Source organism: Pseudomonas sp. GW823-FHT02E01 (genome assembly GCF_058797535.1).
Window position 1 is genome coordinate 370,494 of sequence record NZ_JBXAJS010000006.1, and the last position, 21,404, is coordinate 391,897.

Genomic DNA, 21,404 nt, shown 5'->3' on the forward strand with positions numbered 1-21,404 from the left:
ATGAAATTCATATGGGGACTGGGGCGATTACTGACCTTGCTGTTCTGGGCGGTAGTGCTGGTCAATCTGCTCACACCGTTTGTCTTTCCGCTGCACCCGTTGGTCAACCTGGCCGGCGGCCTGTTGGGGTTCATCCATCTTCTGGAAGCGTTGCTGTGCTATCGCAGCCTTCGAGGTCGCGCCCATCCCTGGCTTGACCGCCTGAAGATCGTCATTTTCGGCGTATTCCACCTGCAAACCATTCCAGCCCCCACCGCTTCGAAGGCTTCCCATGCGTAAACTCTGTCTGCTCGCCGCACTCATCAGCCCATTGGCCTGCGCACAGGTGGTGAGTGTCGAACCCAACTCGCTGATGCGCTTGCCCAACACCGCCAGCGCCCTGCAACTGGAACGTCTGGAAGTGGCCGATTACGGCACCTTGCTGATTCCTTCGAACGTCACCGAAGTCACCGTGGGTGAATTGCATCTGGGGCGTGAAGCGCGCATTGCCATCGTGCCGGGGGAACAGGCGCTGGCGCTGAAGGTCCGTCGCGCTGATTTGTCCGAAGGCAGCCAGATCACCTCCCGTGGCTCACCCGGGACCTACCAGAAGGCCGCTCGATCCGGGCGCAGCCTTGATTTGCAGATCAAGACACTGAACGCAGCGCAATTGACCGTTGATGCTCGCGGTGGTGCGGGCGCACCGGGGTTCGTTGGTCTTGATGGGGGTAACGGCCAGGAACCGGGCTGCACATGGGGTCAGGCCGGTCGCGGTGCCGATGGCAGTGATGGCAGCAACGGTCAGCCGGGAGCACCGGGGGCGCTGGTCAAACTGGCAGTGCCGCACGACTTCCCGGCAGACCGGATCAAGGTTCAGGTGGCTGGCGGTGCCGGTGGCCTGGCCGGCCCGGGCGGCAAACCGGGCGCGGGTGGCAAGGCCAAGGGCTGCCTGATTTACAAGGCCGATGGTGGCAAGAGCGGTAAACCCGGGGCTGATGGTCAGCCTGGGCCTGAAGGTGCCGCTGGTTCGGTGACTGTGCAGCGGTTGTAAGAAGCGCCGAAAGCCCTGTGGCGAGGGGGCTTGCCCCCGTTGGGCCGCGAAGCGGCCCCATTTCCGGCAATCGCGAAGGTTAGTGGTGTCTGGTTTACGACTGCTTCGCAGCCGAACGGGGGCGAGCCCCCTCGCCACAAAAGTTCGGCAGAATCATAACATCGGCCGGGCCGCGGCAATCACCACCAAAGCCAACCCCACCAGCAGATTGATCCCCACCAACCGGCGGATCCGTCCCAGCACTGCTGCACCGGCTGGCCAATCCTGCTCGGCCACGGCGGTGCGCAGTTCCGGCAGCATCAGCGCCTGAATGCGGATGAACAGCGCGGTCATTACCACATACAAGCCCATCATCACCTGCACATAACGCGGCGCGGCTTCAAAACCGTTGAATTGCATGTGCAGCATGCCCACGCCGCTGACTGGCAATAGCACCACCGCCACCCAGACCCAGCGGAAAAAGCCTTGAAACACTTCTACCCACAGCTTCAGTCGGGCTGGGCCTTCAAGTGCCTTGATTGCGGCGGGGCGCAGGACCATCCAGGCGAAAAACATGCCGCCGACCCAGACCAGGGCCGCCAGTACGTGCAGGCTATAAATGAGGCTAAAAGGTGTCATTGGGTTACTCCGTTCTGCGCGGGATTCATTAGCGGGGTATGATAGCGACCGAACCGAACTACTGAAAATTTATCCAGCGTTTTTTGCGCCCGACAATCCATGATCAGCACTGAACTCAAAACCACGATCCAGGGCGCCTACTCGCGTTTTCTCGAAGCCAAGAGCCTCAAGCCGCGCTACGGCCAACGCCTGATGATCGCCGAAGTCGCCAAGGTCCTGGGTGACATCGACACCGACGACGAAGGCCGGCGCAGTGGCGACCCCGCGATTGTCGCGGTGGAAGCCGGCACCGGTACCGGCAAGACCGTGGCCTACAGCCTGGTGGCGATTCCCACGGCGAAGGCCGCCGGCAAGCGCCTGGTGATCGCCACGGCCACCGTGGCCCTGCAAGAGCAGATCGTCTACAAGGACTTGCCTGACCTGATGCGCAACAGCGGGCTGAATTTCAGCTTCGCCCTGGCCAAGGGACGCGGACGCTACATGTGCCTGTCCAAGCTCGACATGTTGCTCCAGGAAGGCCATGCGCAAACCGCCACCGCTCAGTTGTTCGAAGAAGAAGGTTTCAAGATCGAGGTCGACGAGGCCAGTCAGAAGCTGTTCACCAGCATGATCGAAAAACTCGCCGGCAATAAGTGGGACGGCGACCGCGACAGTTGGTCCACCGCCCTGGAAGACGCCGACTGGGCGCGCCTGACCACCGATCACAGCCAGTGCACCAACCGTCATTGCCCGAACTTCGGCCAGTGCGCCTTCTACAAGGCCCGCGAAGGCATGGGCAAGGTCGACGTGATCGTCACTAACCACGACATGGTACTGGCCGACCTGGCCCTGGGCGGCGGCGCCGTGCTGCCGGACCCGCGCGACACCATCTACGTGTTCGACGAAGGCCATCACCTGCCGGACAAGGCCATCGGCCACTTCGCCCATTACACGCGCCTGCGCTCCACCGCCGACTGGCTGGAAACCACCGCCAAGAACCTCACCAAACTTCTGGCCCAGCATCCATTGCCGGGGGATCTGGGCAAGTTGATCGAGCAGGTGCCGGAACTGGCGCGGGAGATCAAGACCCAGCAGCAGTTCATGTTCACCGCGTGCGAGCAGATTGCCGATTTCAAACCCGGCGAAGACGTCGAAGGCCGCGAGCGCCCGCGTCACCGATTCGTCGGCGGGGTGATTCCCGAGCACATGCGTGAAATGGGCATCGAGCTGAAGAAAGGCTTCGCACGGCTGACCGATCTGTTCACCCGCCTGACCGAGTTGCTCAAGGAAGGCATGGACGGCGAGGTCAACATTGGCATCGCCAGCAACCAGGCCGAGGAGTGGTATCCGCTGTTCGGCAGCTTGTTGTCGCGTTCTTCCGGCAACTGGGAGTTGTGGACCGCCTTCACCGTCGAAGACCCGGAAGACAACCCGCCCATGGCGCGCTGGCTGACCCTGGCCGAAAGCGGCTCGCTGTTCGATATCGAGGTCAATGCAAGCCCCATCCTCGCGGCGGAAATGCTCCGGCGCAACCTGTGGAACGTGGCGTATGGCTGCCTGGTGACGTCGGCGACCTTGACGGCCCTCGGCACCTTCGATCGCTTTCGCATGCGCGCTGGCCTGCCGAAAAAAGCCGTGACCGCCGTGGTCCCAAGCCCCTTTCATCATGCCGACGCCGGTGTGTTGCGGGTGCCGAACCTGAACGCCGATCCCCGTGATGCAGCGGCGCATACCGCCGCGATCATTCGTGACTTGCCTGAGCTGGTCGAAGGTTCGCGGGGTACGCTGGTGCTGTTTTCCTCGCGCAAACAGATGCAGGACGTGTTCGACGGCCTGGACCGCGACTGGCGCAAGCAAGTGTTCATCCAGGGCAACCTGTCGAAACAGGAAACCCTGAACAAGCACAAGGCGCGGGTCGATGGCGGTGATTCCAGCGTGTTGTTCGGCCTGGCGAGCTTCGCCGAAGGGGTCGACTTGCCCGGCGCCTATTGCGAGCACGTGGTCATTGCCAAGATTCCTTTCTCGGTACCCGATGATCCGGTCGAAGCGGCGCTGGCCGAATGGATCGAAGCCAGGGGCGGTAATCCGTTCATGGAAATCTCCGTGCCGGACGCCTCGCTGAAACTGGTCCAGGCCTGCGGTCGCTTGCTGCGCACCGAAGAAGACCGCGGCACCATCACCTTGCTCGACCGGCGCCTGGTGACCCAGCGCTATGGCAAAGCCATCCTCAACGCGTTGCCGCCGTTCCGTCGAGAAATTTCCTGAAGCACCGGTGGGCAGTTTTGCCCGCCGCGTTGTCTATCTCTCTGCCATCGCTTTTCCACTGGCCCATTGAAGGTCGTTAGGGAGAATTTCGTTCTCATGATTTGCCGTTCGTTGCCTGCTGTTTTTACCCTGCTGTTCGCAACACCGCTGTTGGCCGCCCCCGCCAGCCAGCAGACGCTGTTCAACTTTGTGCGCCCCGCCGACGTGGTCCAGGTGGCGACTCAGGACGCCAGCCTGCCGCAATCCAACGCCGAGCAAACTCCCGAGGGCGAAGTGCTGCGCCGGGTGACATTCAACCCGGTCGCCCGGCCGACGTTGCGCCTGACCCCGCAAAGCGGCGCCTGGGACTGGTCGCAGTCGGGCGTCATGAGCCTGCGGATCCAGAGCGCCATGAACTGGGCCTTGACCCTGTACGTGACCATCCAGAGCAACGACGGCAAGACACTGGTCAGCCGCGTCGATCTGCCGGCGGGGCCTGCGCAAACCCTGTTGGTGCCTTTGCAAGCGACATCACCGCTGAGCCAGGGCATGAAGGCTGGCCCGCCGATGCCGATGACCGTTGAGGGGCAGCGAGTGTTGCTGGCCAGCAGCGCCGGTGAGCTGGATCGCAGCCGGGTGGTGTCGGTGAGCCTGTCGATGGACCAGCCCAAAGCCGCGCAAAGCATCCTGCTGGAGCGCTTTGGTGTGCAGGACGGTGAGTCGATAACCCAAGCCGTGTATGGCGGGTTGGTGGATGCCTACGGCCAGTCGACCCGAAACAAATGGCCGGAAAAAATCAGCAGTGACGAACAACTGAAAAGCGCCGCCAGCAAGGAGCAGCAGCAACTGAAAACCTGGCTGGCCGAGCGCGAGAAGTCCTCCCTGGACAAGTTCGGTGGTTTGACCAAAGGCCCGTCCTTCAAGGCCAGTGGCTTTTTCCGCACCGAGAAACGCGATGGACGCTGGTATCTGGTGACGCCGCAAGGCCATCCGTTTTATTCGCTCGGGGTTAACACCGTCGCTGCAGACGTCAACCCGACCTACGTTGCCGGTCGTGAGTGGATGTTCGAATCCCTGCCCAAAGCAGATGACGCACTCGCCAGCCACTACGGCGAAGGCGACAACCGCGGCGGCAACGGTGCCGATCAAGGGCGTGGCTACAATGCCGGTCGCTGGTACGACTTCTACGGTGCCAACCTGCAGCGCCTGTATGGCGACCCGTGTGTGAAGGGCAGCGATACCAAAGCGGGCGTCGCCGCGGCGGCCAAGGCGGATGCAGTTGAGGCGACGGCGGCCAAGGCGGCGGAGCAACCTGTAGTGCCTGCAACTGCCGAGTCTGGTGTCGCCGAAGCGGCCAGGACTGAAGCGACGGTAGCGAAAGCCGCCGAGCAAAAAACCGCCGAACCGTGCAAGCCGCTGTTCGACGAGCAACGTTGGGCCAGTCACACCCTTGATCGCTTGCAGGCCTGGGGCTTCAACACCATTGGCAACTGGAGCGCACCCGTATTGGGCGACGCTGATCGCGTGCCCTACACCTTGCCGCTGTCGATCGTCGGCGACTACGCCAGCATCAGCACCGGTACCGACTGGTGGGGCGGCATGCCCGACCCCTTCGACCCGCGTTTCGCCATGGCCACCGAACGTGCCGTGGCCATTGCCGCCCGCGATCATCGTGACGATCCGTGGTTGATCGGTTACTACGCCGACAACGAACTGGCCTGGGCCGGTCCCGGGGATGACCCGAAAGCCCGGTATGCCTTGGCCTACGGCACCTTGAAAATGACCACCGACGTGCCGGCCAAGCGCGCATTCCTCAAGCAGCTGCGTGACAAGTACCGCAATCAGGCTGGCTTGTCGAAAGCCTGGGGCATTGATCTGGCGGCCTGGGAACTGATGGAAGATCCGGGATTCGTGCCGCCGTTGCCAAGCGCCGAGCACCCGGAAATCGAAGCCGACTTCAAATACTTCCAGAAGGTCTTTGCCGACACTTACTTCAAGACCATCTCCGACTCGCTCAAGTGGCACGCACCGAACCAGCTATTGCTCGGCGGCCGTTTCGCCATCAGCACGCCGGAGGCCGTGGAGTCCTGCGCCCAGTATTGCGACGTGTTGAGCTTCAACATGTACACCTTGCAACCCCAGGATGGTTACGACTTCGCCAGGCTGCGCAGTCTCGACAAACCGGTACTGATCACCGAGTTCAATTTCGGCTCGGCTGATCGTGGCCCGTTCTGGGGCGGCGTTACGCCTTTGGTGAAGGAGGAAGACCGCGGTCCGGCGTACGCCAACTTCCTCAAGCAGGCATTGAGCGAGCCGTCGATTGTTGGCGTGCATTGGTTCCAGTACCTCGATCAACCGGTCACCGGGCGCCTGCTTGACGGCGAAAACGGTCACTTCGGGTTGGTGGGCATCACTGATCTGCCGTTCCAGGGTTTTGTCGACAGCGTGCGCAAAAGCAACCAGGCGACAGTCGAGCAATTGGGCAAAGAGGCCGAGAAGGCTGCGGCCGCCGCCGACAAAGCCAGCCACGACGCCGAGGGCGGCCGCAAGGCCGAGGACGGCAAGGGGCCGGGGAAGGGTGCTGGCGGGCACTCCGGCAAAGGCCATTAAAAGCTGAAACTCTGTGGCGAGGGGCTTGCCCCCGTTGGGTTGCGTAGCAACCCCAAAATCTCGGCAACGGCCGAAAAATTTGGGAGCACTACGCACTCCGACGGGGGCAAGCCCCCTCGCCACAACCGCCCGGCCCAACCCTGTTCCCAAAACCCTCAAGGGCTGGAACAATGCCCGCCACTTTGTAGAGCGTTAATCCGGGGAGTTGCGGGTGCAGATTCAGGGTCATTACGAGCTTAAGTTCGAAGCGGTGCGAGAGGCGTTCGCGGCGCTGTTCGACGATCCCCAGGAACGTGGCGCAGCGTTGTGCATTCAGGTCGGCGGCGAAACCGTCCTCGATCTGTGGGCCGGCACTGCCGACAAGGACGGGGCCGAGGCCTGGCACAGCGACACCATCGCCAATCTGTTCTCTTGCACCAAGACCTTTACCGCCGTCACCGCGCTGCAATTGGTGGCCGAAGGCAAGCTGCAACTGGATGCCCCGGTCGCGCGCTACTGGCCCGAATTTGCCGCTGCCGGCAAAGAGTCCGTCACCTTGCGTCAACTGCTCTGCCATCAGGCCGGCCTTCCGGCATTGCGCGAGTTACTGGCCCCCGAAGCCCTTTACGACTGGCAAACCATGGTCGACGCCCTGGCCGCCGAAACGCCGTGGTGGACGCCGGGCGAAGGCCACGGTTACGCGGCGATCACCTATGGCTGGCTGATCGGCGAATTGCTGCGCCGTGCCGACGGTCGTGGGCCGGGTGAATCCATTGTCGCGCGGGTCGCCAAACCGTTGGGGCTGGACTTCCATGTGGGCTTGGCCGACGAAGAGTTCCATCGCGTGGCCCACATTGCGCGGGGCAAGGGCAATGTCGGCGATGCCGCCGCCCAGCGCCTGCTGCAAGTGACCATGCGTGAGCCAGCGGCCATGACGACCCGGGCGTTCACCAACCCTCCGTCGATCATGACCAGCACCAACAAGCCCGAGTGGCGACGCATGCAACAGCCGGCCGCCAATGGCCATGGCAACGCCCGCAGCCTGGCCGGGTTCTATGCCGGCCTGCTCGACGGCAGCCTGCTGGAAAGCGAAATGCTCGATGAACTGACCCGCGAGCACAGCCTCGGCGAGGACAAGACTTTACTGACCCGGACCCGTTTCGGTTTGGGCTGCATGCTCGATCAACCGGACGTTGCCAATGCCACCTTCGGCCTTGGCCCGCGGGCGTTCGGTCATCCGGGTGCCGGCGGCTCCATCGGTTTTGCCGACCCGGAGCACGACGTGGCTTTCGGATTTGTGACAAATACCCTGGGGCCGTACGTCTTGATGGACCCGCGTGCGCAAAAGCTGGTGCGGGCTCTGGCCACTTGTCTGTAAAAACGGCTATCGGGTTCCAGGGCTGGAACCCGATAACCTTTTCAGTTTCAAAGTGTTTGTTTATACCGGCCAATGCGGCCTGATTTTTTTGACTTCATTCTTGTGGATATCCAATGTCATCCAATAAAACCCTCGCCTTGGCCCTGTGCTTCGCTATTACCGGTTGCGCACAGACTCCACAGAAAGACGTGACGGCACCTGTCGCCAAGACTGAAAGCGGCAGCCACTGGTACTGGCCGTTCAGTTCCGACGACAGTGCCGGCAAGCCTGTGGTCAAGCCGGAGGTGAAACCTGAAGTCAAACCGGTTGCGGTGGCCAAGGCCGGAACCGATAGCGGCAGCAAGTGGTACTGGCCGTTCGGCGGTAGCGAGCAGAGCGCCGCCAAGGCTGTGCCGATGCCCGACCCGAAAGTCACCCAGGCCTGGCTTGACGACTATGAACCGCGTCTGCGGGAGGCGGTCAAGGGCAGCAACATGCAACTCGAGCGCCGCGAAAACGTGCTGGTGGTGACTGCGCCGGTCGAAGGTTCGTTCAACCCTGATCGTCCGGCCATGCTGCTGCCGGTCACGCTCGGTCCGTTCACCCGCGTTGCCAAGATCCTTGAAGCCGATCCAAAGACCGCTGTGTTGATTCTCGGCCACAGCGATACGTCCGGCGCTGTGCCTGCCAACGTCAAACTGAGCCAGGAGCGTGCCCAGGCCGTTGCGGCGATTTTCCGTCTCAGTGGTTTGCAGCGTGATCGCTTGATGCTGCGTGGCCTGGGCGGTGATGCGCCGCGTGCCGCCAACGACAGCGTGCAAGGTCGTGCGTTGAACCGTCGCGTGGAACTGCTGGTGACCCCGCAAAACACCATGGTCGCGCTGCTGAGCAAGTACAACATGCCGGCTCCAGCCCCGGTAAGCATGGTTGCTGCCGCGGACGCCAAGCCGGTCGCCAAGCCTGTGACACCGGCCCCTGCGACTAAAAAGGCTGCGGTTCCAGCGGTGAAAAAAGCTCCGGCGAAAAAAGCCCCGGCCAAGAAAACACCTGCGAAAACCGCAACACCGGCAAAAAAGACCACGCCAGCCAAAGCCTCGACGGCTGACAAGAAAGTCGCCGCCACTGATACTGCAAAGCAGTGATTCGTTAACCAAAAGGAATGCGCCATGACCCAGGGCCTGGCTGATATGCGTCGTGACTACACCCGTGATGGCTTGACCGAGGCACAAGCCCCGGCCGAGCCGTTTGCGTTGTTCCACCAATGGTTCTCCGACGCGGTAAAAACCGAACAGGTGCCGGTGGAAGCCAACGCCATGACCCTGGCCACCGTTGACCAGGACGGTCGACCGCACTGTCGCATTCTGTTGCTCAAGGGCCTGGACGAACTGGGCTTCACCTTTTTCACCAACTACGAAAGCGCCAAGGGCCAGCATTTGGCCGCGAATCCGTTCGCGGCCATGACGTTTTTCTGGCCGGCGCTGGAGCGCCAGGTGCGCATCGAAGGGCGGGTGGTGAAGGTGACGCCTGAAGAGTCCGACGCCTACTATCAGGTTCGTCCACTGGGCAGTCGCCTGGGAGCCTGGGCGTCGCCGCAGAGCCAGGTGATCGCCGATCGTAGCGAGCTCGAAGCGCTGCTCAAGGACACCGAGCAACGTTTCAGCGACACCCAGCCCCATTGCCCGGAACACTGGGGTGGTTATCGCCTGCTGCCGGAACGCATCGAATTCTGGCAGGGGCGCCCAAGCCGCCTGCACGACCGCCTCAATTACCGCCAGCAGGGCGCCGACTGGATTCTTGAACGTCTGGCACCCTGAGCAGTCTACCGATCGGGATAGCCTGCCGCAGCGGCCTCCAGCCACTTCGGCAGGTCTCGACGCTTGATCTTCTGCGCCTGAGCACTCGCCAATCGTTCGAGCATGAAGGCTTTTTTCTGCTCGTCCTTGCCCGCCAGCGCTAGCGCCAGGTCGCGGTCCATCCAGCGTTTGATCCGCACGTACAGCCACCAATGGAAGTACAGACCGGCAACAGTCGTGACGACGATGATAAAGTAATCCATGGAAATCCTTGGCCAGTGGGGCGGCTTTGCGAATTTGCCGCTACTGTGTGAGTTCGTGGAGGTGCCTTAACGGAGCCTGAATCAAACCAATTTTACCCGGGCGATGCCGTGACAGGCGTCAAGCAGCGGAGTTTAATGAACAACTGTTTTTTTGGAGTTGATGCTATGCGTAAGTCTGTTCTGCTGGTTGCTTCCTTTTCCACGATGGCGATGTTGCTCACTGGTTGCCAATCGAGCCTGACCGGTGACTCCTACTCCCGTGACGAGGCGCGTCGCGTGCAGACCGTTCGCATGGGCACCATCGAAGCATTGCGCCCGGTGAAAATCGAAGGCACCAAAACCCCGATCGGCGGCGCTGCAGGTGCAGTGGTCGGCGGCGTTGGCGGCAGTGCCATCGGTGGCGGCAAAGGCAGCGTCGTTGCAGCGGTTATCGGTGCCGTGGCCGGTGGCCTGCTCGGTTCAGCCGCTGAAGAAGGCCTGACCCGCACCCAGGGTGTGGAAATCACCGTGCGCGAAGACGATGGCAGCATGCGCGCCTACGTTCAGGAAGTTCAGCCGAACGAAGTGTTCCGTGTTGGCGAACGTGTGCGCATCGCAAGTGTGAATGGCACCAGCCGCGTTTCGCATTAAGCGCAAACACCGGCTAAACAAAAAACCCGATCAGGTGACTGATCGGGTTTTTTGTTTTTCAGCTCAGGTGAGTCCTGATTGATGCCGGCCGTTATGGCGGTTTATCAGGAGGCCAGCGCGCTGTTCTTGCGGCTCGCCATCGCCGTCACCACATAACCGATCAGCGCAGCCAGAATCGAACCGGTCAAGATCCCCATGCGGTCCATCCCGGCGAAATCACTCACGCCTGGCTCGAAGGCCAGCGAGCCGACAAACAGACTCATCGTGAAACCGATGCCACAGAGAATCGCCACGCCCAGTATCTGGCCCCAATTGGCACCTTGGGGCAGGGCGGCGATACCGGTTTTCACGGCCAGCCAGGTCAGGCCGAAGACACCGACGGTCTTGCCCAGCAGCAGCCCGATGGCGATGCCCATGGGGACGTGGTGAGTGAAGCTCTCGACGGTGACACCGCTCAGGGACAGGCCGGCGTTGGCAAAGGCGAACAGTGGCAGGATGCCGTAGGCGACCCACGGGTGCAGGGCATGCTCCAGGGCAAGCAGTGGCGAAGGTTCGGCATTTTTCGTGCGCAACGGAATGCAGAATGCCAGGGTCACGCCGGCCAGGGTGGCGTGGACACCGCTCTTGAGCACGCAGACCCAGAGGATCAGTCCAATGATCATGTACGGCCCGAGCTTGACCACGCCAAGCCGGTTCATCCCGATCAGCGCCGCAATACAGGTCGCGGCCAGCGCCAGAGACAGGGTCGACAGCGCGCCGGAATAGAAGATCGCAATGATGATGATCGCGCCAAGGTCGTCGATGATCGCCAGGGTCATCAGGAACAGTTTCAGCGAAACCGGAACCCGTTTGCCCAGCAGCGCCAGTACGCCAAGGGCGAAGGCGATGTCGGTGGCGGTCGGGATTGCCCAGCCGTTCAGGGCGGCTGGCGTGTCGCGATTGAGGTACCAGTAGATCAGCGCCGGCACCACCATGCCACCAATGGCGGCGGCACCGGGCAGGACGATCTGCGACGGTTTGGACAACTGGCCGTCGAGGACTTCGCGCTTCACTTCCAGGCCGATCAGCAGGAAGAACAGCGCCATCAGACCGTCGTTGATCCAGAGCAGCAAGGGCTTGGCGATTTTCAGTGCGCCGATCTGCGCCACCACGGGGGTGTCCAGCAGGCCGTTGTACAGCCACGACAGCGGCGAGTTGTTGATGATCAGAGCCAGAACGGCAGCGGCGATCAGTAACAGACCGCTGGCAGCTTCCAACTGAAAGAAACGCGTGAAAGTGCTACGCAGAGGCAAGGTCGCTCTCCATCCATGAATTCAAAAGGTGTTACACCCTAACAAGTACCGTTAGTTGTTAAAACAAAAGTTATATTCTTTTTTGTTATATACCGTTACAGAGTGATCCCTCGGCACCGACCTGAGCCTAGCAGTTGCCGGGCGTATTGGATTTCATCTGTACCTGTGCTGGATGCAGGATTTTTCCTAAGCTTGTTGGATGAGCCTTGTCAAAAGGCCGACTCCTGCCCGATACAACGAGAAAACCATCATGAGCGACAACCGACAGTGGTCCCGCGAAGCGATTCGGATCATCGAAGCCGATTTCCAGCGCAGCGCCGACACCCACTTGATCCCCTTGCCGCTGCCGGGTTTTCCAGGCATCGAGTTGTACTTCAAGGACGAGTCCAGCCACCCCACGGGCAGCCTCAAGCACCGCCTGGCCCGTTCGCTGTTCCTGTATGCGCTGTGTAACGGCTGGCTCAAGCCCGGTGCGCCGGTGATTGAGGCATCCAGCGGTTCGACGGCGATTTCCGAAGCGTACTTCGCGCGCATGCTGGGCTTGCCGTTCATTGCGGTGATGCCGGCGACCACGTCCAAGGAGAAGATTGCGCAGATCGCCTTCTACGGTGGCCAAAGCCACCTGGTGGACGATCCGACCCAGATCTACGCCGAGTCCGAGCGCCTGGCCCGTGAACACGACGGGCACTTCATCGACCAGTTCACCTATGCCGAACGCGCCACCGACTGGCGGGCGAACAACAACATTGCCGAGTCGATCTTTCAGCAGATGCGTTTCGAGCAGCATCCCGAACCGAGCTGGCTGATTTCCAGCCCCGGTACCGGCGGTACCACGGCCACCCTGGGCCGATACGTGCGTTATCGCCAGCATGGCACCCGCGTGCTGTGTGCCGATGCCGAGCGTTCGGTGTTCTTCGATTACTACCAGACCGGCGATGCCAGTCTGCGACTGGACCACGGCTCGCGTATCGAAGGCATCGGCCGGCCGCGCGTGGAAGCGTCGTTTCTGCCCAAGGTGATCGACGCGATGGTCAAGGTGCCGGATGCCTTGTCGCTGGCGGCCATGCACTACCTGGCGGAGCGTCTGGGACGGCATGTGGGCGGGTCGAGCGGGACCAACCTGATCGGCGCACTGATGGCCGCCCAGCACATGAAGTCGGCAGGGGAGACGGGGTCGATGGTGGCGATTCTGTGTGACGGCGGCGAGCGCTATGCCACGACCTATTACGATCAGGGCTGGCTCAAGGCTCAGGGGTATGAGCTGAGTGGTTTGATGGCTGCGGTGGCAGCGACGGTGGAGCGAGGTGAGCCGTTGCCGGACTCGGTTTTGCGCGCCAATATCTGAGATCTTTCAGACATTGAATACCCCTGTGGGAGCGAGCTTGCTCGCGATGGTGGCATAACATTCAACACCTATGTTGACTGATTTACCGCTATCGCGAGCAAGCTCGCTCCCACAGGGTTTTGCATTATTTCCGGGATCGCGTATCAGGCTTCCAGGCCAAGGATATCCCGAGCTACAGCCTCGGCAATGCGAATCCCGTCAACACCCGCCGACAGAATCCCGCCCGCATAACCGGCCCCTTCACCGGCCGGGAACAAGCCCTTCACGTTCAGGCTCTGCAACGACTCGTTACGGGTAATGCGCAGCGGCGACGAGGTGCGGGTCTCGATCCCGGTCAGCACTGCGTCGTGCAGCGAGTAACCACGAATCTGCTTCTCGAATGCCGGCAAGGCTTCGCGAATTGCTTCGATGGCGAATGCCGGTAGTGCCAGCGCCAGATCACCCAGGGCAACGCCCGGCTTGTAGGATGGCTCGACGCTGCCCAGTTCGGTAGACGGTTTGCCCGCGATAAAATCGCCGACCAGTTGCGCCGGCGCTTCGTAGTTGCTGCCGCCCAGCACGAATGCGTGGGACTCCAGGCGTTCCTGCAGCTCGATACCGGCCAGCGGGCCGCCCGGATAATCGACTTCCGGCGTGATGCCGACGACGATGCCGGAGTTGGCATTGCGCTCGTTACGCGAGTACTGGCTCATGCCGTTGGTGACCACGCGGTTTGGCTCGGAAGTCGCCGCCACCACGGTGCCGCCCGGGCACATGCAGAAGCTGTAGACCGAACGGCCGTTCTTGGCGTGGTGCACCAGTTTGTAGTCTGCGGCGCCCAGTTTCGGGTGGCCGGCGTACTTGCCCAGGCGCGCACGGTCGATCAGCGACTGCGGGTGCTCGATGCGGAAACCCACCGAGAACGGCTTGGCTTCCATGAACACGCCACGGCCGTGAAGCATGCGGAAGGTGTCGCGGGCGCTGTGGCCGAGGGCCAGGATCACGTGTTTCGAGTGGATCTGTTCGCCGCCATTGAGTTCGACGCCGACCAGTTGGCCGTCTTCGATCAACACGTCGGTGACGCGCTGCTGGAAGCGCACTTCACCGCCCAGGGCGCGAATCTGCTCACGCATGTTTTCCACCACGCCGGTCAGACGGAACGTACCGATGTGCGGTTTGCTGACGTAGAGGATTTCTTCCGGAGCACCGGCCTTGACGAATTCGTGCAGGACTTTACGGCCGAGGAATTTCGGGTCCTTGATCTGGCTGTAGAGCTTGCCGTCGGAGAACGTCCCCGCGCCGCCTTCACCGAATTGCACGTTGGATTCCGGGTTGAGCACGCTTTTGCGCCACAGGCCCCAGGTGTCCTTGGTGCGCTGGCGTACTTCGGTGCCGCGCTCGAGGATGATCGGCTTGAAGCCCATTTGCGCCAGCAGCAGCCCGGCGAAAATCCCGCACGGGCCGAAGCCGACGACGATCGGCCGCACGCTCAGATCGGCCGGCGCCTGGCCGACTTCCTTGTAGCTGACATCCGGCGCCACGTTGACGTTACGGTCATCGGCAAACTTGTGCAGTACCGCCGCCTCATCGCGAACTTCAAGGTCGATGGTGTAGATGAAGCACAGTTCGGAGGACTTTTTGCGCGCATCGTAGCTGCGCTTGAACAAGGTGAAATCGAGCAGGTCATCGCTGGCAAGCCCTAAGCGCTGCACGATGGCAGGGCGCAGGTCTTCTTCGGGATGGTCGATCGGCAACTTGAGTTCGGTGATTCGTAACATGGCGGGATCCGGTTCGCGGGGCGCACAACTGCGCCAGGGCGTTTGAAACCCGCGATTATAAGCCTCAAAGGCGCAGGCCCGTGAGGCTTAAACGATCAGTCGTCGCGCGATCCGCCGAAATACCCGCAGCCGCGCTGTACCTGACCGTCGATGCGCAGCTCGGCGCTCATGTGCTGGATGCTGCCGGTGCTGCTGTCGACGCAACGTTGCGGTGCAACCCACAGTTCGATGTGCTGGTTGTTGGCTTCGGTGCTGAGGTTGAAACGGCCATCGCCCAATTGCTCCTCTACGTAAGGCACGGCCAATGGCGGCTGGCCGGCCCGGTCGAGGACCATGCCTTTGCCGCTGACTTTCACGCTCCACTCCGGGGTGTGGCCGGCGGCGCGCAGGATCAGCAGCTTGAAATTCGGATCGTCGCACGCGGTGCCCGAGCGCTCGACGCGGTACAACTGCTCCAGATCGAGCTGGCCGTCACCACCGCTGCCGGCCACAACCCGCCCGCGCACGTCGGCAAACAGCTTGCCCTGCTTGTCCGCCAGGTTTGCGGCCTGCTGCAGGACGCTGGTACCGCCCGTGTCGTTGACCACGTAGCGGTTTGTCTGGTTGCACGGCTGGAACAGCAGTTTGCCGTCCGCCGCGGTCAACTGGCCTTGCATGCGTGTCTGGCCGACATGGGAGGCGTTCTGCCGCTCACCCTCGAACAACTGGCAAGCGGCGAACAGCGGAAGCAGGGCAACGAGGACTAAGGAACGGGCAACACGCATCTTGGGGTCTCCTGACAGGTGCCGCCACGTTACTCAGCCTGACCGTTCATCACAACCGGTTATCGTCTCCACTTTGTATTGGCGCGGACGCAGGTTGCGATTTTTCATCTTCAGATGTGAAAGGTCTGACCCGTTTGCAGGCCTTCCACACTCTTGGCGTAGGCCAAGGCCACATCCGCCGCAGGAACCGGCTTGAAGCCACGGAAGTACGGCGCGTATTTGCCCATGGCTTCGACCAGGACGTTCGGGCTGATCGAGTTCACCCGCAGGCCGCGCGGTAGCTCGATGGCGGCGGCGCGGACAAAGCTGTCCAGTGCACCGTTGACCAGCGCCGCCGAGGCGCCACTGCGAATCGGGTCGTGGCTGAGCACGCCGGTGGTGAAGGTGAACGAAGCGCCGTCATTGGCGAAGTCGCGGCCGATCAGCAGCAAATTGACCTGGCCCATGAGCTTGTCTTTCAGGCCCAGGGCAAAGCTCTCTTCGGTCATTTCGTTGAGCGGTGCGAAGGTCACGTTACCGGCCGCGCACACCAGTGCATCGAATTTGCCGGTCTGCTCGAACAGCTTGCGAATCGAGGTGCTGTCACTGATGTCCACCTGAAAGTCGCCGCTGGTGCGACCGATGCGGATGATTTCGTGGCGTTGCGACAGTTCCTTGTCGACTGCCGAACCGATGGTGCCGCCTGCGCCGATCAAAAGAATTTTCATGGGGGCTGATCCTCGTATGGGTTGAACGAGGTTTCAGTTTAGGGTGGTTTTTTCTCCGGATAAGCGCACTAATAGGCAACCTTTGGTTTTCAAATGGAAACAATCCATGAGCGAGATGGATGACCTGGCGGCGTTCGCGGTGTTGATCGAGGCGGGGAGTTTTACCCTGGCGGCGCAGCAGCTTGGTTGCAGCAAAGGCCAGCTGTCCAAGCGCATCAGCCAGTTGGAAGCGCAGTTTTCCGTGGTGTTGTTGCAACGTACCACCCGCCGCTTGAGCCTGACCGCCGCCGGTGCTGCGTTGTTGCCCCAGGCCCAGGCGCTGGTAGTGCAAGTCGAGCGGGCCCGCCAGGCCCTGGCGCGCCTGAAGGACGACATGGCCGGCCCGGTGCGGATGACGGTACCGGTGTCGCTCGGGGAAACCTTCTTCGATGGCCTGTTGCTGGAGTTCTCGGCCAGGTATCCCCAGGTGCAGATCGAGCTGGAGCTCAACAACAGCTACCGCGACCTGTCTCGCGACGGCTTCGATCTGGCGATTCGTTCCGACGTGGCCATTGACCAGCGACTGGTGGCGCGTCCACTGTTGGCGTGGCAAGAACTGACCTGTGCCAGCCCGGCTTATCTGGAGCAATACGGTGAACCGCAAACTCCCCAGGCGCTGGCCGAGCATCGCTGCCTGCTCAACAGCCATTACAGCGGCCGCGAAGAATGGCTGTATCACCAGCAGCACGAGTTGTTGCGGGTGCGGGTGTCGGGGCCGTTCGCCAGCAACCACTACAACCTGTTGAAGAAAGCCGCACTGGTCGGCGCCGGTATTGCGCGCCTGCCATCCTACTGTTTGCCAACAGAGCTGGCGGACGGGCGCTTGCGATGGCTGCTGCGCGATTATCAGACCCGCAGCATGCCGATGTACCTGGTGCATCCGTATCAGGGCGGTTTGCCCAAGCGCACGCAGGTACTGGCGGATTATTTGATCGGGTGGTTCAAGCGCAGTGGGGAGGTGCTGGATCGGCTGTAAATGTCCTGTGGGAGCGAGCCGGCTCGCGATGGACGTTAACGATGATGAGGGCTGTCTGAATGAACGTGGCGCCCTCCAGTTTTTCGCGAGCAAGCTCGCTCCTACAGAAGAGGGTCTGTGTAGCTATAGGGGGGCATAAAAAAACGGCCCGCAAAGGCCGTTTTTTTGTTTACCGCTAAGGCTTAGCCGCCCAAGTACGCATCACGCACTTTCGGGTCGGTCAGCAGCGCTTCACCGGTGCCTGTCATCACCACCCGGCCGTTCTCCAGAACGTAGGCTCGGTCAGCGATCTTCAGCGCCTGGTTGGCGTTCTGCTCGACCAGGAACACTGTCACACCGTCCTTGCGCAGCTGTTCGATGATGTCGAAGATCTGCTGGATGATGATCGGTGCCAGGCCCAGCGATGGCTCGTCGAGCAGCAACAGCTTGGGCTTGCTCATCAGCGCACGGCCGATGGCGAGCATTTGCTGTTCGCCGCCGGACATGGTGCCGCCGCGCTGGTTGAAGCGTTCTTTCAGGCGTGGGAAAAGTCCGAGAACCTTGTCCATCTGTTCCTGATAGTCGCCCTTGGCGGTGAAGAAACCACCCATGGACAGGTTTTCTTCAACGGTCAGTCGGGAAAACACCCGACGACCTTCCGGCACCACGGCGATGCTCTTGCGCATGATCTGCGAAGAGTCCTGGCCGACCAGTTCCTCACCCATGTAGCGGATGCTGCCGCTGTGGGCGCGCGGCGAACCGCAAAGCGTCATCAGCAACGTGGACTTGCCGGCACCGTTGGCACCGATCAGGGTCACGATCTCGCCCTGGCGGACTTCGACGTTGACGCTGTGCAGGGCCTGGATCTTGCCATAGAAGGTGGAAACGTTTTCGAACTGCAGCATTTACGCTTCCCCCAGGTAGGCTTTGATCACTTCAGGATTGTCGCGGATCTGTTCCGGCGTACCGTTGGCCAGGGGCGTGCCCTGGTTGATCACGACAATGTGGTCGGAAATGCTCATGACCAGCTTCATGTCGTGTTCGATCAGCAGCACGGTGACGTTGTGCTCTTCACGCAGCATGCTGATCAGCGCCTTGAGGTCCTCGGTTTCCTTCGGGTTCAGGCCGGCAGCCGGTTCGTCGAGCATGAGGATCCGCGGGCGGGTCATCATGCAACGGGCGATTTCCAGACGACGTTGCTGACCGTAGGCCAGGGTGCCGGCCGGACGGTTGGCGAACTCCTTGAGATTGACCTTTTCCAGCCAGAATTCGGCGAAATCCATGGCCTCGCGCTCGCTTTTGCGGAACGACGGGGTCTTGAACAGGCCGGACAGGAAGTTGGTGTTCAGGTGACGATGCTGGGCGATCAAGAGGTTCTCGACCGCCGTCATGTCCTTGAACAACCGCACGTTCTGGAAGGTGCGCACCACGCCTTTGAGGGCAATCTTGTGGCCCGGCAGGCCTTCGATCGCTTCGCCGTCGAGCAGGATGCTGCCGCCGCTCGGCTTGTAGAAGCCGGTCAGGCAGTTGAACACGGTGGTCTTGCCGGCGCCGTTGGGGCCGATCAGCGCAACCACTTGTTTCTCTTTCACGCTCAAGGCTACGCCGTTGACCGCCAGCAAGCCGCCGAAGCGCATGCTCAGGTTTTCTACTTTAAGGATCTCGCGGCTCATTTGCGCAGCTCCATGTGAGGACGTTGCATGGGCAGCAGACCCTGAGGGCGCCAGATCATCATCAGTACCATCAAGGCACCGAACATCAACATGCGGTACTCACTGAACTCACGCATCATTTCCGGCAGCAGGATCATCACCACGGCAGCGAGGATCACGCCCAGCTGCGAGCCCATGCCACCCAGCACCACGATGGCGAGGATGATCGCCGACTCGATGAAGGTGAAGGACTCCGGCGTCACCAGACCCTGACGGGCAGCGAAGAAGCTACCGGCGAAACCGGCGAAGCTCGCACCCAGGGTGAAGGCCGACAGTTTGATGACGGTCGGGTTCAGGCCCAGGGCACGGCAGGCGATTTCGTCTTCACGCAACGCTTCCCAGGCGCGGCCCAGGGGCATGCGCAGCAAACGGTTGATGACGAACAGCGCACCCAGGGCAAGCAACAGCGCAACCAGGTAGAGGAAGATCACCTTGTTGATCGAGTTGTATTCCAGGCCGAAGTACTCGTGGAAGGTTTGCAGGCCTTCCGCGGCTTTTCGTTCGAAGGTCAGGCCGAAGAACGTTGGCTTTTCGATGTTGCTGATACCGTTCGGACCGCCAGTGAGGCCGGTCAGGTTACGCAGGAACAGACGAATGATTTCACCGAAGCCCAAGGTCACGATCGCCAGGTAGTCACCACGCAAACGCAGCACCGGGAAACCGAGCAGGAAGCCGAAGGTGGCCGCCATCAGGCCGGCGATCGGCAGGCAGATCCAGAAGCTCAGGCCGTAGTAGTGCGACAGCAGCGCGTAGCTGTAGGCGCCGACGGCATAGAAACCGACGTAACCGAGGTCGAGCAGACCGGCCAGGCCGACCACGATGTTCAGGCCGAGGCCGAGCATCACGTAGATCAGCACCAGCGTAGCGATATCGACCGCACCGCGAGAGCCGAAGAACGGCCAGACCAGGGCACCGGCGATCAGCGCGATGATGATCCAGCGCTGGGTGGTCGGCAGGGTCAGGAAGTTGCTGGCCTTGGCCGGGATCAGCGGCATGCTCGGCGAAGAGCGCCAGGCCGAGCTGATCTGCTGGTCGAACAGCACACGCAGGAACATCAGCACCGAGCACACCGCGATGGTGATCAGGGTGGCGTCGCTGGTGCCATGAACTTCGAGGTTGATGCCGACGATGGTCAGCTTCAGACCGAGTACCGGGTAGGCCACGGCCCACACCAGCAAAGCGCTGAACAGCGCCTGTTTAAGATTCCTAGTCATACCTTCTCAACCTCCGGACGGCCCAGCAGGCCGGTTGGCCGGAACAACAGCACCAGAACCAGCAGGCCGAACGCCACGACGTCCTTGTACTGGTCGCCGAAGATATCGGCACCAAAGGCTTCCGCCACACCCAGTACCAGCCCGCCGAGCATGGCGCCCGGAATACTGCCGATACCGCCCAGTACCGCGGCGGTGAAGGCCTTGAGGCCGACGAGGAAACCGGCGTTCGGGTTGATCACGCCGTATTGCATGCTCAGCAGCACGGCGGCGATGGCTGCCAGAGCCGCACCGATGACGAAGGTCAGGGCGATGATGTTGTTGGTGTTGATACCCAGCAGGTTGGCCATCTTGATGTCTTCGGCACAGGCACGGCAGGCGCGGCCCAGGCGAGAGCGGGAGATGAACAGGGTCAGGCCGAGCATGGCGACGAGAGTCACCACGAACACCACGATTTGCATGTAGGAAATCAGCACTTCATGTGCGCCACCTGGCCCAAAGGCAAAGTTGCCCGGAATCAGGTTGGGGATGGATTTGTCCTTGGAGTCTTGCGCCAGCAGAACGGTGTTCTGCAGGAAGATCGACATGCCGATGGCGGAGATCAGCGGGATCAGACGGTTGCTGCCGCGCAAGGGGCGGTAGGCGATCCGTTCGATGCTGTAGCCATAGGCACTGGTTACAACGATGGTTGCGAGAAAAGCGGCGGTCATCAACAGCGGCACGCTGTCGAGTCCCAGCATGGCCAGCCCGGCGATGGCGATAAACGCCACGTAGGAGCCAATCATGTACACCTCGCCGTGGGCGAAGTTGATCATTCCAATGATGCCGTAGACCATCGTATAGCCGATGGCGATCAGGGCATACGTGCTGCCAATGGTCAGGCCATTAACCAGCTGTTGGAAGAAGTGATAGATGTCAGGCATTACAGCGCTCCTAAAAACCTGATACGCATTTCACTGGTGGAGTCATTTTCCCGCCCGAGCCCCGTGGATCTGCATCCACTTCGAATTCGGGGTTTGCCAGCGAACCGCTGATGACGGTTTTGAGATTTTCAGGTGGGGAGACTGGCGGATCACGCCAGCGCGGCCCAGATACGTTCGTAAAACAAAGCCCACGGCA

The 21,404-nt window shown here is 61.4% G+C and carries 20 protein-coding genes; 10 read left to right on the plus strand and 10 right to left on the minus strand.

Translation table 11 applies throughout. From position 1 onward, the window contains the following. Positions 1-279, plus strand: a complete 279-nt coding sequence (locus AC1RDQ_RS17260; protein WP_057716119.1) for a DUF1145 domain-containing protein — start codon at positions 1-3, stop codon at positions 277-279. Beyond that, positions 272-1,030, plus strand: coding sequence for a hypothetical protein (locus AC1RDQ_RS17265; RefSeq protein WP_090453531.1), 759 nt, complete (start codon positions 272-274; stop codon positions 1,028-1,030). Before AC1RDQ_RS17260 ends, AC1RDQ_RS17265 begins: the two co-directional genes overlap by 8 nt. A 153-nt stretch (positions 1,031-1,183) precedes the next feature. Here AC1RDQ_RS17265 and AC1RDQ_RS17270 read toward each other — a convergent pair whose 3' ends face one another. Continuing rightward, on the minus strand, positions 1,184-1,648 hold the full coding sequence (locus AC1RDQ_RS17270; protein ID WP_492587769.1) for a CopD family protein: 465 nt from the start codon (positions 1,646-1,648) through the stop codon (positions 1,184-1,186). A 99-nt stretch (positions 1,649-1,747) separates the two neighbouring features. Here AC1RDQ_RS17270 and dinG point away from each other — a divergent pair, with 99 nt between their 5' ends. From dinG to pdxH, 5 genes are all read left to right on the plus strand, one after another. Further along, positions 1,748-3,892, plus strand: a complete 2,145-nt coding sequence (gene dinG / locus AC1RDQ_RS17275; RefSeq protein ID WP_492587770.1) for an ATP-dependent DNA helicase DinG — start codon at positions 1,748-1,750, stop codon at positions 3,890-3,892. A 96-nt stretch (positions 3,893-3,988) separates the two neighbouring features. After that, positions 3,989-6,481, plus strand: coding sequence for a beta-galactosidase (locus AC1RDQ_RS17280; RefSeq protein ID WP_492587771.1), 2,493 nt, complete (start codon positions 3,989-3,991; stop codon positions 6,479-6,481). Positions 6,482-6,692: 211 nt separating this feature from the next. Next, the gene (locus tag AC1RDQ_RS17285) at positions 6,693-7,838 is read left to right on the plus strand and encodes a serine hydrolase domain-containing protein (RefSeq protein ID WP_340316520.1); all 1,146 of its coding nucleotides are present in this window, start codon (positions 6,693-6,695) and stop codon (positions 7,836-7,838) included. 113 nt (positions 7,839-7,951) lie between these two features. After that, on the plus strand, positions 7,952-8,959 hold the full coding sequence (locus AC1RDQ_RS17290; protein WP_492587772.1) for an OmpA family protein: 1,008 nt from the start codon (positions 7,952-7,954) through the stop codon (positions 8,957-8,959). Between the two features lie 24 nt (positions 8,960-8,983). Continuing rightward, on the plus strand, positions 8,984-9,631 hold the full coding sequence (gene pdxH, locus AC1RDQ_RS17295) for a pyridoxamine 5'-phosphate oxidase (RefSeq protein WP_492587773.1): 648 nt from the start codon (positions 8,984-8,986) through the stop codon (positions 9,629-9,631). 5 nt (positions 9,632-9,636) lie between these two features. On the opposite strand, the gene AC1RDQ_RS17300 is transcribed toward pdxH, so the two are convergent. Beyond that, positions 9,637-9,873 carry a hypothetical protein gene (locus AC1RDQ_RS17300; RefSeq protein WP_046041257.1) on the minus strand — a complete coding sequence of 79 codons (237 nt, stop codon included), beginning with the start codon at positions 9,871-9,873 and terminating at the stop codon, positions 9,637-9,639. A 165-nt stretch (positions 9,874-10,038) separates the two neighbouring features. On the opposite strand from AC1RDQ_RS17300, the gene AC1RDQ_RS17305 reads away from it, so the two are divergent. After that, a complete protein-coding gene (locus AC1RDQ_RS17305; RefSeq protein WP_057716111.1) occupies positions 10,039-10,503 on the plus strand; it encodes an outer membrane lipoprotein in 465 nt (154 codons plus the stop codon). Positions 10,504-10,607: 104 nt separating this feature from the next. On the opposite strand, the gene nhaA is transcribed toward AC1RDQ_RS17305, so the two are convergent. Beyond that, positions 10,608-11,795, minus strand: a complete 1,188-nt coding sequence (gene nhaA / locus AC1RDQ_RS17310) for a Na+/H+ antiporter NhaA (protein ID WP_057716110.1) — start codon at positions 11,793-11,795, stop codon at positions 10,608-10,610. A gap of 247 nt (positions 11,796-12,042) precedes the next feature. Between nhaA and AC1RDQ_RS17315 the strand changes: the two genes are divergently transcribed. Beyond that, entirely contained in the window at positions 12,043-13,140 is a 1,098-nt protein-coding gene (locus AC1RDQ_RS17315) for a PLP-dependent cysteine synthase family protein (RefSeq protein WP_198530270.1), read from the plus strand. A gap of 143 nt (positions 13,141-13,283) precedes the next feature. On the opposite strand, the gene AC1RDQ_RS17320 is transcribed toward AC1RDQ_RS17315, so the two are convergent. The 3 genes from AC1RDQ_RS17320 to AC1RDQ_RS17330 all read right to left on the minus strand — a co-directional run bounded on the left by AC1RDQ_RS17320 (position 13,284) and on the right by AC1RDQ_RS17330 (position 16,368). After that, on the minus strand, positions 13,284-14,897 hold the full coding sequence (locus AC1RDQ_RS17320; RefSeq protein ID WP_090453539.1) for an NAD(P)/FAD-dependent oxidoreductase: 1,614 nt from the start codon (positions 14,895-14,897) through the stop codon (positions 13,284-13,286). 95 nt (positions 14,898-14,992) lie between these two features. Continuing rightward, complete coding sequence (locus tag AC1RDQ_RS17325; RefSeq protein ID WP_102669884.1) at positions 14,993-15,661, minus strand: COG3650 family protein; 669 nt, start codon at positions 15,659-15,661, stop codon at positions 14,993-14,995. A 110-nt stretch (positions 15,662-15,771) separates the two neighbouring features. After that, complete coding sequence (locus AC1RDQ_RS17330; RefSeq protein WP_218495060.1) at positions 15,772-16,368, minus strand: short chain dehydrogenase; 597 nt, start codon at positions 16,366-16,368, stop codon at positions 15,772-15,774. Between the two features lie 106 nt (positions 16,369-16,474). On the opposite strand from AC1RDQ_RS17330, the gene AC1RDQ_RS17335 reads away from it, so the two are divergent. Continuing rightward, positions 16,475-17,383, plus strand: a complete 909-nt coding sequence (locus tag AC1RDQ_RS17335) for a LysR family transcriptional regulator (RefSeq protein WP_218495061.1) — start codon at positions 16,475-16,477, stop codon at positions 17,381-17,383. Positions 17,384-17,565: 182 nt separating this feature from the next. Here AC1RDQ_RS17335 and AC1RDQ_RS17340 read toward each other — a convergent pair whose 3' ends face one another. The 4 genes from AC1RDQ_RS17340 to livH are packed head-to-tail and all read right to left on the minus strand — an operon-like array spanning position 17,566 to position 21,208. Continuing rightward, the gene (locus tag AC1RDQ_RS17340; RefSeq protein ID WP_057716104.1) at positions 17,566-18,267 is read right to left on the minus strand and encodes an ABC transporter ATP-binding protein; all 702 of its coding nucleotides are present in this window, start codon (positions 18,265-18,267) and stop codon (positions 17,566-17,568) included. Continuing rightward, positions 18,268-19,035, minus strand: a complete 768-nt coding sequence (livG, locus tag AC1RDQ_RS17345) for a high-affinity branched-chain amino acid ABC transporter ATP-binding protein LivG (RefSeq protein WP_057716103.1) — start codon at positions 19,033-19,035, stop codon at positions 18,268-18,270. Continuing rightward, complete coding sequence (locus AC1RDQ_RS17350; protein ID WP_057716102.1) at positions 19,032-20,288, minus strand: high-affinity branched-chain amino acid ABC transporter permease LivM; 1,257 nt, start codon at positions 20,286-20,288, stop codon at positions 19,032-19,034. The genes livG and AC1RDQ_RS17350 overlap by 4 nt, the downstream gene beginning before the upstream one ends. Then, complete coding sequence (livH, locus tag AC1RDQ_RS17355) at positions 20,285-21,208, minus strand: high-affinity branched-chain amino acid ABC transporter permease LivH (RefSeq protein WP_007947264.1); 924 nt, start codon at positions 21,206-21,208, stop codon at positions 20,285-20,287. The genes AC1RDQ_RS17350 and livH overlap by 4 nt, the downstream gene beginning before the upstream one ends. Positions 21,209-21,404: the final 196 nt, after the last annotated feature.